The organism is Streptomyces sp. SKN60 (genome assembly GCF_026236535.1).
Classification (GTDB): domain Bacteria; phylum Actinomycetota; class Actinomycetes; order Streptomycetales; family Streptomycetaceae; genus Streptomyces.
Genome location: NZ_JAHTMW010000006.1, coordinates 359,167 through 372,215 on the forward strand (window position 1 = coordinate 359,167; position 13,049 = coordinate 372,215).

Consider the following 13,049-nt stretch of genomic DNA (forward strand, 5'->3'; position numbering starts at 1 on the left):
ATGGCGGCGGTCTCGGGCGGGAAGGCGGCGCGCGGGCTCTCGCGGGCGTCGTTGGCGATCCATCAGCCGCCGACGGATCTGGACGGCGGGCTCGGCGGGATGCTGGGCGAGGTCAAGTTCCAGTTCAATCCGGACCAGTTGAGGCTGAGCAGGTCGGCACACTGGTTCACGGAGCCGAACGTGGCGTACGACCGGGGCGCGCCGCCGAAGTTCACCGGGGCCGAGCCGGCGTCGATGGAGGTCGAGGTGTTCCTCGACGCGTCGGGGACGCCGTCGTCGACGGCGGTGCAGCAGCAGGTCGAGCTTCTGCTCTCCTGCTGCGAGGTGACGCAGCAGAGCATCGACGCGAAGGCCCCGTCACCTCCCTGGGTGTCGTTCTCGTGGGGGTCGTTCTCGACGGTGCGGCTGGTCGCCTACGTGACCTCGGTGTCGGCGACGTACACCTTGTTCAGCCCGAGCGGGGTGCCGCTGCGGGCGACGTGCGCGCTGTCGCTGACGGAGATCTCGTCGGCGACGAAGCGTCAGAACCCGACCTCGGGCGCGTTGTCGGCGCGGCGGGTGCACCGGGCGGTGGCCGGGGACTCGCTGGCGTCCCTGGCCTGGCGGGAGTACGGGGACGCTACGCGCTGGCGGCTGATCGCCGAGGCGAACGGGATCGACGACCCGATGCGGCTGCGCCCGGGCACGGAACTGCTGCTGCCGTCCACCCATGACACACCCGACTATTCGCCCGACCACAGGCCCCACCCCTACACGCCCCACTACACGCCCCATGACACGCCGGAAACCGAGGGCACCGCATGAGCGAGAAGACTTTCACCACCGTCCTCCACGTCCAGCTCGACGGCACTCCGCTGCCGGAGCCGCTGGCGGCGCGGCTGACCGAGGGCTGGGTGGACTCCAGCGTGAACGTGCCGTCGGCGTTCCAGCTGACGTTCGCGGACAAGGACGGCACGCTCACCGAGAAGTACCGGTTCCTGAAGGTCGGTGCGATGGCGGTGCTCTCGCCGTTCGCCGACGGCAAGCGGGGCGAGCCGATGCTGACGGGCGAGGTGACGGCGGTCGAGGTGGACGCGGCGCCGGGGCACGGGCGCTATCTGATCCTGCGCGGATACGATCCGGGGCACCGGCTGCTGCGCAACCGGCGGGTCGCGGGCTATCCGAACATGACCGCCTCGGACATCGCGCGCAAGCTGGCGGCGCTGAACGGCGTTCCGGTCGGCCGGATCGACGCGACGCCCTCGGTGTACGAGCTGGCGACCCAACCCAACCTCACCGACTGGGACTTCCTGTCGCGCCTCGCCCGCGAGAACGACGTCCGGCTGTCGCTCGACCCGGCGGGCCGGCTCGTCTTCGCCGCCCTGGCGCCGGCGTCGGGCGCGCCCGCCGACACGACGCCGGCGGCGCAGAGCCCGTACGTCCTGGACTTCGGGGCGAACACGCTGCACAGCAGGGTGTCGGTGACGGCCGCGGGGCAGGTCCGCCAGGTCGACGTGCGGGGCTGGGATCCGCGAACGAAGCAGGCGCTGTCCTCCCCCACACCCGCGCTCGCGAGCCGGGAGATCGTCTCGGACATCACTCCGGCGCAGCTGTCGACGCCGTTCGGCCCGGCCGAACTCACCGCCACGGGCACGCCGTTCACCACGCAGTCGGAGGTGAAGCAGGCGGCCTCGGCGCTCGCGGACGACGTGACGGGCTCGTTCGCGGAGGTGGAGGTGGCGGTCACGGGCAATCCGGCGCTGAAGCCGGGGCAGCCGGTGGCGGTGAAGGGCGCCGGGTTCCCGTTCGAGGGGCGCTACACGGCGACCGGCGTGCGTCATGTCTTCACGTCGGGGCGGCAGTTCGCGACCTGGCTGACGGTCTCGGGGCGGCAGTTCCGTTCGCTGTACGGGACGGCCTCGGGCGGCGGCGAGCCGGCGCCGCCGATGCCGGGGGTGGCGGTGGCCCTGGTCACCAACACCAAGGACCCGCTGAACCTGGGCCGGGTGCGGCTGCGCTTCCCGTGGCTCTCGGACACGTACGAGAGCGGCTGGTGCCGGGTGGCGCAGCTCGGCGGCCGGGGCGGCGGCGGGCTGATGCTCCCGGAGGTGGACGACGAGGTGCTGTGCGCCTTCGACCGCGGGTCGCTGGAGCATCCGTACGTCCTGGCGGGGCTCTACAACGGGGTGGACCGGCACACTCCGGCCACCGACCAGGCGGCCGCGGTGGATCCGACGAGCGGCCGGGTGCAGTGGCGGGCGCTGACCTCGCGCTCCGGGCACACGGTCGAGCTGCGCGAGAACGCCGGGCGGACCCGGGCCTCGCACGGTGTGCGGCTGCGCACCGGGCAGGGCAAGCTCAGCATCGAGCTGAACGAGGCCCGTACGACCCTGACCATCGACAGCGACGGCACGGTCACCATCACCGGCGCCCGGGGGGTCACGGTCGACTCGGGCGGGGACCTGACGCTGTCGGCGCGCGGCCGGATCAACATGGACGCGAAGCTCGGCGTGGACATCAAGGCCGGGGCGAAGTTCAAGGTGACGGCGCTGACCCAGGCGGTCCTGAACGCGCCCGCCCTGATCACCTCGACCGTGCCGATGCCGAACCCGGTCGCGGCCAACCTGCCGTTCTGAGGAGTCCGAGGAGATCCCTGATGAGTGAGCACTTCGTCGGCGCCGGCTGGGCGTTCCCGCTGCGCACCGGGCCGAGCGGGGCGATCGCCCTGGTGCGGCGCGACCGCGAGATCGAGGAGTCGATGCGGCTCGTCCTGGCGACGGCGCCGGGCGAGAGGCCGATGCGGCCCGAATTCGGCTGCGCGGTCCACGAGTTGGTGTTCGCGCCGGTCAACGACGCGACGATGGGCCGGATCCGGTACGAGGTGATGTCCTCGCTCGACCGCTGGGAGCCGCGGATCGAGGTCGAGGAGGTCTCGGTCGCGCCCGCGCCGGGCGAACCGACGACCCTGCACATCGACGTGCGCTACCGGGTGCGCGGCGCCAACAACCCGCGCAATCTCGTCTTCCCCTTCTACGTCATCCCCTCCGAGGACTGAAAGATCCGCCATGGCCCTGCCCTCACCCCATCTCGACGACCGGCGGTTCCAGCAGTTCGTCGACGACGCCAAGCGCTATGTCCAGCAGGCGTGTCCCGAGTGGACGGACCACAATGTCTCCGACCCGGGCGTCACCCTCATCGAGGCCGTCGCGCACATGGCGGACCAGTTGGTCTACCGGCTCAACCGGGTGCCGGAGAAGAACCATCTGGCCTTCCTCGACCTGCTCGGCGTGACGCTCTTCCCGCCCGCCGCGGCGCGGGCCGACATCACGTTCCGGCTGTCGGCGCCGCAGCCCGAGCCGGTGCTCCTTCCGACCGGCACGGAGGTGGCGACGGGGCGTACGGAGACGGAGGAGGCGGTCGTCTTCGCGACCACCGCCGATCTGACCGTCGTGCCCTGCGCCCTCGACCGGATGCTGCGGCACGAGGCGGGCGGGACGCCCGAGGACCGCTCGCAGGACGTGCTCGGCGGGGAGGACGTGCCCGCGTTCACGGCGCTTCCACAGGTGGGCGACGCGCTGCTGTTCGGTCTCTCGGCGGCGGTGCCGGACTGTGTGCTCGTGCTCGACCTGGACAGCCGGGTGGACGGCGTCGGCGTGGATCCGCGCCGTCCGCCGCTGGTGTGGGAGGCGTGGACGACCGGCGCCGGCTGGACGGAGGTCGAGGTCGACGAGGACTCCACCGGCGGTCTGAACCGGCCGGGCGAGGTGGTGCTCCACATGCCGTCCGGGCACGCGGTGTCGCGGCTCGGCGGGCATGACGCGGGCTGGGTGCGCTGCCGGGTGGTGGAGGCGGCGGCCGGGCTGCCCGCGTACTCCGAGTCGCCGACGGTGCGCTCGGCCCGGGCGTTCACCATCGGCGGCACGGTGCGCGCCGCGCACGCCGAGACCGTGCGGGACGAGGGGCTCGGCGCGTCGGAGGGCGTGCCGGGGCAGCGGCTGCGGCTCGCACACGCGCCGGTCGTGGACCGGCCGCCGCTGCTGCTCCAGGTCGCCGAGCGGGCCGGCGGGGGCGCGGACGAGGACGCCCCGGAGTCGGGCTGGCAGGAGTGGACGGCGGTCGCCGACTTCGCCGCCTCGCGCCCCGGCGACCGGCACTTCACCCTGGACGCGGCCACCGGCGAGCTGGCCTTCGGCCCGGCGGTGCGCCAACCCGACGGTACGGTACGGCAGTTCGGCGCCGTTCCACCGAAGGGCGCGGCGATCCGGGCGGTACGGTACGGCACCGGGGGCGGCCGGGCGGGCAATGTGGCCCGGGGCACGATCACCGTGCTGCGCAGCTCCATCCCGTACATCGCGCGGGTGGAGAACCGCGAGGCGGCGCGCGGCGGCGTCGACGGGGAGACCGTCGAGGAGGCGAAGGCCCGGGCGCCCATCACGCTGCGCGCCCAGGAGCGGGCGGTGACCGCCCGCGACTACGAGGAGCTGGCGCGGCGCGCGGCGCCGGAGACCGCGCGGATCGCCTGCCTGGCGGCGGACACGGCCGCGTCCGGGGCCGAGTCGGGCGTCGGGGAGAACGCGGTGCGGGTCCTGGTGGTGCCGCAGGCGGTGCCGGACCGGGGCGGGCGGCTGCGCTTCGAGCAGCTGGTGCCGGGCGACGAACTGCTCGCCCGGGTGACCGGGTTCCTCGACGAGCGGCGCCCGCTGGGCACCCGGCTGGCCGTGGGTCCCCCGTACTACCAGGGCGTGACCGTGGTGGCGACGCTGCACGCCTTCCGGGCGGCGGAGGCGGAGCGGGTGCGGGCCGACGCGCTCGACACCCTCTACGCGTACCTGGATCCGCTGACCGGCGGCGCGCACGGCGAGGGCTGGCCGTTCGGGCGGCCGCTGCGGGCGGGCGAGGTGTTCGCCGCGCTGCAGCGGGTGCCGGGCGTGGAGCTGGTGGACGAGGTACTGCTGCACCCGGCGGACCCGCTGACCGGGCGGCGCGGCGACGCGACCGACCGGATCGAGCTGGCGCCTTCGGCGCTGCTCTTCCCGTTCGACCACCGCGTCCGGGTGGTCGAGGCCCGGTGAGCGGATCCGCGCGGGGCACGGTGCCGGGGCTCGCGACGCCGCACCCGCTGGGGGCGGCGCTGCCCGCCGTGTACGCGGAGGACGACTTCGGGCAGCGTTTCGTCGCCGGTCTCGACGTGGTCCTGGCGCCGCTGTTCCATGTGCTCGACTCCCTGGAGGCGTACTTCTCGCCGTGGCTGGCGCCCGCCGACTTCGTCGACTACCTGGCGGGCTGGGTGGGCACCGAGCTGACCGGCACCGAGCCGCTGGCGCTGCGCCGACAGGCGGTGGCCTCGGCGGTGGCGCTGCACCGGGTCCGCGGCACCCGGCAGGGGCTCGCGGCTGCGGTGCGCCTCGCGTTCGGCGTCGATCCCGAGATCACCGAGAGCGGCGGCGCGAGCTGGTCGGCCCGGCCGCTCGGCCCGTTCCCCGGCAGCCCCGCGGCCGGGGTGCACGTCGTCCTCCGGGTCGCCGACCCGGCCGCGGTGGACCCGCACCGGCTGCGCGCGGTGGTGGCCGCGGCCCGCCCGGCCCACCTGCCGTTCACGGTCGCCGTGACCACGTCCCGTACCTCCGAAGGAGCCTGAACCCCATGAGCGACGCGACCTCGTCCGCCCCTCCGTCCCCCTCCCCCGCCCGGGCGTGTCCGGAGTGCGGGAACCCCGTCCGCAAGCACGACCAGTCCTTCTGCGACGGCTGCGGGGCGTTCCTGCGCTGGGACACGCCCGCGTCGGGCTCGACGGGCCCCGCCCCGGAGGCGGCGGATCCGGCGGAAGCGGCTGATCCGGAACCGGATCCGGAGCCGGTGCGTTCGGATCCGGTGCGTTCGGAGCCCGGGCCGCCCGCCGGCGCGGAGGACGACACGGCGCCGCTGCCGGCCACGCCCGCGGCCGACCCGGTGGTTCCCGCGTCGGGCGCCGGGAACACCGTCGCCCGCTCGCTGCTCGTACCGGTGCCGGAGCACGCCGGGGACGAGGCGCCGCCGGTCGCCGCGCCCGTGCTGCCCGCCCGGCCCGGGGCGGCGGCGCCGGCGGTCCGGGCCGCCGCGGCGCCCGCGCCGGTACGGGACGGTGTGCCGTGCCCGGCGTGCGCGAGCGTCAACGAGCGGGGCCGGCACTTCTGCCGGTCGTGCGCGACGCCGATGGTGCCGGAGACCCTGGACACGGCCGACGGCCCGTACGCGGGACGGCGCCCGGGTCTGGTGCGCGACCGGAGCCGCTGGATCGTGCGGGCGCTGATCGGCGCGGGCGTGGTGGCCGTGGTGGTGGGCGGCATCGTCGGCGGTCCGCCGGCCGCGCGGGCCGTGCAGGACCACTTCGCCACCCGCGTCCCGGTGCATCCGGTCGCCTGGACGGCCTCGCACACGGCGCCGAAGCGGGACGCGAAGCTCGCGGGCGACGGCTACTCCGACACCTGGTGGGGCACGGGGTACGGGGGCGACTCGGCCGGGCAGTTCCTGGAGGCGCGCTTCGGCGAGCCCACCGATCTGCTGAACGTCCTGATCACGCCCGGCAGTTCGAAGAACACCACGCAGGCCGACGGGCAGGCCGCCCCGCGCACCTTCGACCTCGCGGTCACGGACTCCTCGGGCACCACGCGCGTCACGCACCACCGCCTGAACGACGGCGGCACACAGCGCCTCGACCTGCGGGTCCGCGATGCCCTGTCGGTGCGGCTGGTCCTGGGCACGGCCTGGCGGGCGGACCCGCGCAAGCAGGTCGCCGTCGCGGAGCTGGAGTTCTTCGGCCGCTCGGTCAACTGACCGTCGGACACAGGGAGTCAGTCGGCGAAGGTGCCGTGGCGGCCCGCCCCCGAGGCGAAGCGGGCGGCGCCCGCCGAGGTCTCCCCGGCGGTCAACGGCACCATGCCGTGCGCGAGTTCACCGGCCATGGCCTCGCCCTCGGGCAGCCCGTGCTGTTCGAGGACGGACATCCGGTCGTGCCGCAGGCACAGTTGCGGGAACGCGGCGATCCGCCGGGCGAGTTCCTCGGCGGCGGCGCGGGACTCGCCCGGCGGCACCAGGCGGTTGGCGAGCCCGATGGCGTGCGCCTCGGCGGCGGGCACCGGCCGCCCGGTGAGGATCAGGTCCATGGCCCGGCTCTCCCCGATCAGCCGGGGCAGCCGCACCGTGCCGCCGTCGATCAGCGGCACGCCCCAGCGGCGGCAGAACACGCCGAACACGGCGTCCTCCTCCACGACCCGCAGATCGCACCAGAGGGCGAGTTCGAGGCCGCCGGCGACGGCGTGTCCGGCGACCGCGGCGATCACCGGCTTGCTCAGCCGCAGCCGGGTCGGCCCCATCGGCCCGTCCCCGCCGGCATCCACCCGGTTCCCGCGCGCCGTCCCGACCGCCTTGAGGTCGGCGCCCGCGCAGAAGGTCCCGCCCTCGCCCCACAGGACGGCCACCGAGGCGTCGTCGTCGGCCTCGAACTCCCGGAAGGCATCGGCAAGGAGCGCCGCCGTCGGGCCGTCGACGGCGTTGCGCGCCTGCGGCCGCGAGAGCACGACGGTCGTCACCGGCCCGTCCCGCTCGACGCGTACGGCGGGGATGCTCATCGGCCGGCACCGTCCTGGATGCGACGGAAGGGCCGCTCGGCCTCCAGGGTGAACGCGACGTCGAGCAGGGTGCGTTCGGCACCCGGGCGGGCCGAGAACATCACGCCGATCGGCAGTCCGGCGTCGGTCGTCGCGGCGGACGGAAGGGACAGGGAGGGGGTGCCGACCACGTTGTCGATCGGGGTGTACGCGACGTAGGCGAGGATCCGCTTGACCAGGGTCCGGTACGGCACCGAGGGGCTGAGGTGGCCGATCGGCGGTGTGGTGTGGGCGAGCACCGGCGACATCAGCAGGTCGTGGCCGCGGAAGGCCGCCGCGTACGCCAGCTTCGTACGGCGCAGCCGGCGCAGCACGCCGGGGGTGCGGTGCCAGTTCTCGACGTAGGTCTCGCGCAGGCCGCGGCTGAGCGGGTCCATGCGGTGGCGGTCGAAGCCGGCGCCGAGGGTGCGGCCGGTGGTGCCGATGAGGAAGGACAGCAGGCCCCAGTAGGTGAGGAAGTCCTCGGTGAAGCGGGGGTCGATGGCGGGCATGACCGGTTCCACGGTGTGGCCGAGCCGTTCGAGGGCGGTCGCGGTCTCGGTGACGGCGGCGCGGGTGGCGGCGTCCGGGCGCACGCCGTTGGGCGAGTCGAGGAGCAGGCCGATCCGCAGCCGGCGTCCGGAGGGGCCCTCGACGAGGCCGACGGGCGGCAGCGCGGGGTTGCGCCAGTGGCGTTCGGCGGCGGCCAGGAACGCGGCGCTGTCGCGGACGGAACGGCTGACGACGCCGTCCGTGACGAGGTCGAGGGGCAGTCGGCCGCTCTGCGCGTTGGCGACGACCCGGCCGCGGGTGGGCTTGAGGCCGACGAGTCCGCAGCAGGCGGACGGGATGCGGATGGAGCCGCCGCCGTCGTTGGCATGGGCGATCGGCACGGCGCCGGCGGCGACGAGGGCGGCGCTGCCGCCGGACGAACCGCCCGCCGAGTGGTCGGTGTGCCACGGGTTGCGGACGGGTTCGGCGTCGTCGTACTCCGTGGTCGGGCTGAAGCCGAACTCGGGCAGCCGGGTCTTGCCGAGGACCGTGACGCCGGTGCTGAGGAACTGGCGGGCGAAGGGCGCGTCGTGGCGGGCCGGGCGCGGGGTGAAGGCCGCGCTGCCGTGGCCGGTGGGCAGTCCGCGCCGGTCGGTGTTGTCCTTGACGAAGCTGGGCACGCCGGCGAAGGCGCCGTCGCCGGAGCCGGACGCGGTGGTCTCGGCGTCCTCGGCGTACACCTGTACGGCGTGCAGCCGGGCCTCGACCTCGCGGACCCGCGCCGCCGCGTCCCGGGCGGCCTCGGCGGCACCGACCTCGCCGCTGCGGATGGCGGCGGCGAGTCCCACCGCGTCGCGCTCTCCCAGGGCGTCGTCCCGGAAGGCGTGCACCCTGGTCCGTTCCTCGGAAGTCGTCACCGCTGCCTCAGCCCCCGCCCGTCCGCATGCCTGTGCCTGGTCGCCCCATCATTCCGTACCCGTAGGTAACACGCGAGCGGATCATGGGATTGTTTCTCGCCCTTCGCCAGACTGGGCGCATGGCAACTGTCGACGGAGTCCCCGCGTCCACCGCCCAGCTGGCGGCGCTCGCCCTGACCAACTACGGGCATTTCACCACCCTGCGGGTCGAGGAGGGCGGCGGCGTGCGCGGCCTCGGGCTGCACCTGGAGCGGCTGGTGCGGGACTGCGCCGCCGTGTTCGGGGCGGCGCTCGATCCGGAGCGGGTCCGCGGCCACGTACGGGCGGCGTGCGTACGGGAGGCGGCGGACGGCCGGTCCGGGGCCCTGAACGTGCGGGTGACCGTCTTCGATCCGGCGCTCGACATCGTGCGCCCGGCGGAGCCGGCCGCGGACCCGCGGGTGCTGGTGACCGTACGGCCGGCCGGTGGCCTGTTTCCGCCGCCGCTGCGGGTGACGGCCAGGCCGTACCGGCGCGATGTGCCCGCCGTGAAGCACGTGGGGCTCTTCGGGCCGCTGGCGCTGCGGCGCGAGGCGCGGCGGGCCGGGTTCGACGACGTGCTGTTCACCGAGCCGGGGCCGGGGCCCGGGACCGGGACCGGGCACGGCGGGGACGCGCTGGTCACCGAGGGCTGCACCTGGAACGTGGGGTTCGTGGACGCGGCGGGCCGGGTGGTGTGGCCGGCGGCGGACGTGCTGCCCGGGGTGACCATGCGACTGCTACGGGAGGCCCACCCGGGCGCGCTCGTCCGGCCCGTCCGCATGGGCGAGCTGCCCGCCCTGCGGGCCGCGTTCGCCACCAACGCGGCGATCGGCGTGCGCACCGTCCACGCCGTGGACGGGCACCGCTTCCCCGCCGACGATCCGGTGCTCGCGGAGCTCCGGGCGGCCTACGCGGCGCTCCCGTTGGATCGCCTGGCAGACTGAGCGGCCACCTCAGCGAAGGAGACCGTATGTCGATGGTCGGCGGCCTGCGCAGGATGGCCCGGCTCGCGCGCCGGATGCGCCGGGTGGACCTCAGTCACCCGGCCCGTTCGCCGCTCGGCAGCACCGTGGTCAACTGTGTGGGGTACCGGGACGGCGAGCGGCTCGCGGACGCGGGCGGAGTCGCCGAGACCGTACGGCACCTGCGCAAGCACACCGGGCGCGGCGGTTTCGTGTGGCTGGGGCTGCACGAGCCGAGCGAGGCGGAGTTCGAGGGGGTCGCCGAGCTGTTCGGACTGCATCCGCTGGCGGTGGAGGACGCCGTGCACGCGCACCAGCGGCCGAAGCTGGAGCAGTACGGGGACGTGCTGTTCGCGGTGTTCAAGACGGTGACGTACGTCGAGCACGAGCGGCTCACGGCCACCAGCGAGGTCGTCGACACCGGCGAGCTCATGGTCTTCACCGGACCGGATTTCGTCGTGACCGTCCGGCACGGCCGGCACGGTTCGCTCGGCCCGCTGCGCGAGGCCCTGGAGGCACGGCCCGAGCAGCTGGCCCAGGGGCCTTCGGCGGTGCTCCACGCGCTGGCCGACCATGTCGTGGACGAGTACCTCGGGGTGGTGGACGCCGTCCAGGACGACATCGAGCTGGTGGAGACGGAGGTGTTCGCGCCGCGGACCGGCACCCCGCCGGACCCGGGGCGGATCTACCAGCTCAAGCGGGAACTGCTCGAACTGAAGCGGGCCACGGTGCCGCTGGCCCGCCCGCTCGAAGCGCTGATCGCCCGGCCGCCCGCGGTCCTGGACCCCGCGATACGCCCGTACTTCCGGGACGTCGCCGACCATCTCGCGCGCGCCACCGAGCAGATCAACGCCTTCGACGGGCTGATCGACTCGATCCTGCAGGCGCATCTGGCCCAGGTGACGGTCGCGCAGAACGAGGACATGCGCAAGATCACCGCGTGGGCGGCGATCGTCGCGGTGCCGACCATGGTGTGCGGGATCTACGGCATGAACTTCGAGCACATGCCCGAACTGGGCTGGACCTACGGCTACCCCCTCGTCCTCTCGGTGATGGCGACGGCCTGTTTCCTGCTGCACCGGGGCTTCAAGCGCAACGGCTGGCTCTGAGTCCCCGGCGGTCCCGGCTCAGGCCGGGGCGGCGAGCTCCGGGTGCTCCTTGAGGAGCCGGGGCGGGGCCGCCTGCCGCCACGAGTCGACGACGATCGCACGGAGCTCGTCCGCGTCGTCGACGGCGGCGAGCCGCACCCGTACCCAGGCGAAGGCCGCCTCGTGGTCCGCCACCCAGAACTTCTCCGGCTCCGCCAGGGCCAGCTCGTCGCGCTCCTCCTTGGGGCAGCGCACGGCCATCGAGGTCTCCTGCTCGGGCAGGGTCAGGAACATCTTCCCGGCGACCCGGAAGGTGGGCATCGACCAGGCCTCCTTCTCGGTGGTCTCCGGGAGGGCGAGCGCGAGCGCGCGGACGTCGTCGGAAGTGCTCATGCGGCCGACCCTACGACGGGGCACTGACAGCGGCCGGATCAACCGGCCGCCCGCGGGGGCGGCGGCGGGGGCGGCGGGGCCAGTGGGGGCGGTGGCGGCCCGGGGTCCGCACGCCGCTGGTGCCACAGGCAGGAGAGGACCACGACCAGCGGCCACAGCGACTGCAGGCAGGTGACGAGGCGTTCGGCGACGCCCGCAGGGCCGTCGCTGTCGGTCGCCACCAGGTACCAGAGCGCGCCGGCGCCCATCGACGCCGTGGCCAGGAGCGCGGGCAGCGGCCGCAGCGCCCAGGGGGCCCGGGCCCCGCCCCGTACGGCGGCGAGCAGCGGCCACAGGGCGAGGAACGCGAAGCCGGTGGCGGCGACCGAGCCGTGCCGCAGCGAGCCGCCGCTGGTGGGCGCGGGGACCAGGGACACGACCACGGCGGCCAGGCCGCCGGCGGCCAGCGCGACCCGCCCGGCGGGGGCGGCGGGGCGCAGCGCCCAGGCGGTGCCCAGGTGGCAGACGCCGACGGCGAAGAGGGCGCTGGTCATGACCCAGAAGCCCGCGGCGCCGTAGGCGGCGAGGACGCTGATGGTCTGCCGCACGGCGTCGTAGGAAGGGCCTTCGAGCGCCGCCGCGGTCGTCCAGCCGGCGACCAGGACCACGGGGGCGGTGCCCGACGGCAGCAGGGCCCATCTCGGAACGCGTCGCATCGGATCACGGTAGGCGGCCCTGCCGCGCCGGGCCTGCGGAGCACGCCGCGCGGCGCGGCACGATCCGCCGACCGGAGGCCCCGGCGGGACCCTGGGATCCCTACTGCGCGCCGAAGACCTGCGTCCAGTAGGGGCCGCCGGCGTCGTGGATGCCGATGCCGATCTCCTTGAAGGAGCAGTTGAGGATGTTGGCGCGGTGGCCGGGGCTGTTCATCCAGGCGTCCATGACCTCGGCGGGGGTCCGCTGGCCCTTGGCGATGTTCTCGCCGTACGTGGACCAGCGGTAGCCGGTGGCGGTGACGCGGTCGCCGGGGTCGGCGCCGTCGGGGTTGGTGTGGTCGAAGAAGTTCCGGGCGGCCATGTCGTCGGAGTGGCCCTGGGCGGCGCGGGTGAGCAGGGAGTTGGCGGTGACCGGGCCGCATCCCGCCTTGGCGCGTTCGGCGTTGGTGAGGTCGATGACCTGCTGGGCCTCGGTGGCGTTCGGGTCGCTGGTGCCGCCGCCGCTGCCCGAGGTGCTGGTCGGACGCGTGGGCTGCGGGCGGGGCGCGGGCGCGGTGGTGCGCGGCGGGGCGGGCTTGGTGGTGGTGCGGCTGGGCGAGGGCTTGGGCGGGTGGCTGGAGGGCCGGGCGGAGGGGCTCGCGGTGGGGCTGCTGGAGGTGGTGGCGGGGTCGGCGCCGTCCGGGCTGATCGAGGTGCCGGCGGCGGTGTCGGGCGCGGCGGCCGTGGTGACGTCGGCCGGATCCGGGTCGCCGTCGGGGCCGGTGGTGAGGTAGAAGGTGCCGCCGGTGACGGCGACCACGGCGAGGCCCGCGGCGGCGGCCGCCCGGCGCCGGCCGCGCTTGCGTTCGCGCTCGCGGCGCGCGGCGCCGCGGCCGGC

At 74.9% G+C, this 13,049-nt stretch carries 13 protein-coding genes; 8 read left to right on the forward strand and 5 right to left on the reverse strand.

All coding sequences use genetic code 11. The features are described 5' to 3' along the window. Genes KV205_RS13205 through KV205_RS13230 form a run of 6 tightly spaced genes read left to right on the forward strand, consistent with a single transcriptional unit; the run spans window position 1 to window position 6,792 of the window. Window positions 1-804: a LysM peptidoglycan-binding domain-containing protein gene (locus tag KV205_RS13205; RefSeq protein WP_265864426.1), complete on the forward strand. Its 804-nt coding sequence runs from the start codon at window positions 1-3 to the stop codon at window positions 802-804. Further along, window positions 801-2,615, forward strand: a complete 1,815-nt coding sequence (locus tag KV205_RS13210; protein WP_265864428.1) for a VgrG-related protein — start codon at window positions 801-803, stop codon at window positions 2,613-2,615. The genes KV205_RS13205 and KV205_RS13210 overlap by 4 nt, the downstream gene beginning before the upstream one ends. 20 nt (window positions 2,616-2,635) lie before the next feature. Next, on the forward strand, window positions 2,636-3,034 hold the full coding sequence (locus KV205_RS13215) for a GPW/gp25 family protein (RefSeq protein ID WP_265864430.1): 399 nt from the start codon (window positions 2,636-2,638) through the stop codon (window positions 3,032-3,034). Between the two features lie 10 nt (window positions 3,035-3,044). Continuing rightward, on the forward strand, window positions 3,045-5,051 hold the full coding sequence (locus KV205_RS13220) for a putative baseplate assembly protein (RefSeq protein WP_265864431.1): 2,007 nt from the start codon (window positions 3,045-3,047) through the stop codon (window positions 5,049-5,051). Further along, window positions 5,048-5,617, forward strand: a complete 570-nt coding sequence (locus KV205_RS13225) for a phage tail protein (protein ID WP_265864432.1) — start codon at window positions 5,048-5,050, stop codon at window positions 5,615-5,617. The genes KV205_RS13220 and KV205_RS13225 overlap by 4 nt, the downstream gene beginning before the upstream one ends. 5 nt (window positions 5,618-5,622) lie before the next feature. Then, the gene (locus KV205_RS13230) at window positions 5,623-6,792 is read left to right on the forward strand and encodes a hypothetical protein (protein WP_265864433.1); all 1,170 of its coding nucleotides are present in this window, start codon (window positions 5,623-5,625) and stop codon (window positions 6,790-6,792) included. A gap of 17 nt (window positions 6,793-6,809) precedes the next feature. Here KV205_RS13230 and KV205_RS13235 read toward each other — a convergent pair whose 3' ends face one another. Beyond that, window positions 6,810-7,586 carry a crotonase/enoyl-CoA hydratase family protein gene (locus KV205_RS13235; RefSeq protein WP_265864434.1) on the reverse strand — a complete coding sequence of 259 codons (777 nt, stop codon included), beginning with the start codon at window positions 7,584-7,586 and terminating at the stop codon, window positions 6,810-6,812. Continuing rightward, the gene (locus tag KV205_RS13240; protein WP_265864435.1) at window positions 7,583-9,013 is read right to left on the reverse strand and encodes an amidase; all 1,431 of its coding nucleotides are present in this window, start codon (window positions 9,011-9,013) and stop codon (window positions 7,583-7,585) included. Before KV205_RS13240 ends, KV205_RS13235 begins: the two co-directional genes overlap by 4 nt. Before the next feature lie 119 nt (window positions 9,014-9,132). Between KV205_RS13240 and KV205_RS13245 the strand changes: the two genes are divergently transcribed. Together KV205_RS13245 and KV205_RS13250 are read left to right on the forward strand one after the other, a co-directional pair. Further along, window positions 9,133-9,978 carry an aminotransferase class IV gene (locus KV205_RS13245; protein WP_265864437.1) on the forward strand — a complete coding sequence of 282 codons (846 nt, stop codon included), beginning with the start codon at window positions 9,133-9,135 and terminating at the stop codon, window positions 9,976-9,978. A 26-nt stretch (window positions 9,979-10,004) separates the two neighbouring features. Further along, on the forward strand, window positions 10,005-11,105 hold the full coding sequence (locus KV205_RS13250; RefSeq protein WP_265864439.1) for a magnesium and cobalt transport protein CorA: 1,101 nt from the start codon (window positions 10,005-10,007) through the stop codon (window positions 11,103-11,105). Window positions 11,106-11,123: 18 nt separating this feature from the next. Here KV205_RS13250 and KV205_RS13255 read toward each other — a convergent pair whose 3' ends face one another. The 3 genes from KV205_RS13255 to KV205_RS13265 all read right to left on the reverse strand — a co-directional run. After that, a complete protein-coding gene (locus tag KV205_RS13255) occupies window positions 11,124-11,477 on the reverse strand; it encodes an MmcQ/YjbR family DNA-binding protein (RefSeq protein ID WP_265864440.1) in 354 nt (117 codons plus the stop codon). 38 nt (window positions 11,478-11,515) lie between these two features. Further along, window positions 11,516-12,172: a DUF998 domain-containing protein gene (locus KV205_RS13260; protein WP_265864441.1), complete on the reverse strand. Its 657-nt coding sequence runs from the start codon at window positions 12,170-12,172 to the stop codon at window positions 11,516-11,518. Between the two features lie 100 nt (window positions 12,173-12,272). Further along, window positions 12,273-13,049, reverse strand: a 777-nt coding sequence (locus tag KV205_RS13265; RefSeq protein ID WP_265864443.1) for a CAP domain-containing protein, incomplete at its 5' end; no start/stop codon positions are given.